Origin of the sequence: Micrococcus sp. HG099 (assembly GCF_024723355.1) — a bacterium.
GTDB classification, from domain to species: domain Bacteria; phylum Actinomycetota; class Actinomycetes; order Actinomycetales; family Micrococcaceae; genus Micrococcus; species Micrococcus endophyticus.
Genome location: NZ_JANQCJ010000304.1, coordinates 1 through 453 on the forward strand (window position 1 = coordinate 1; position 453 = coordinate 453).

At 56.1% G+C, this 453-nt stretch carries 1 protein-coding gene; it reads right to left on the reverse strand.

Going from position 1 to position 453, the window contains the following annotated elements; translation table 11 throughout:
• Positions 1 to 453: GntR family transcriptional regulator (locus NWP10_RS12345; protein ID WP_258301096.1), on the reverse strand; the 453-nt coding region annotated here is incomplete at both ends.

Sequence of the window (453 nt, forward strand, 5' to 3'; positions counted from 1 at the left end):
CTGATGGTGATCCCACACTCCTTCTCGATGTAATCAAACTTAGACCCTTCGAGATGCGCCAGGGAAAGATTGCGGAACAGCTTCACCGGCATAAAGCTGTCCTCCAGCATCAGCGGTTTTCCGTCCACGTAACGCACCCGCCTTGAAAAATAGATCCGCTCATCAACCTGAATCCGCAGCTGGCTGGCGATGGCGGGCGGCGCGTGCATCACTTCAAACAGCAACACCTTGCTTTGCACTTCTTTCCCCTGCTGGCGCAATACCTCCACCAGCCCAGTCAGGTTAGTCGTTTCATGATGAACGTCTTTGCGCGCCACGAACGTCCCGCTACCGTGTCGACGTTCAACCAGCCCCCAGCTTACCAGCAGATCCAGCGCTTTGCGGACGGTCATCCGGGCTACGCCAAACTCCTTTGCCAGCGCTTTTTCTCCGGGTAACGGACTGCCAATGTTG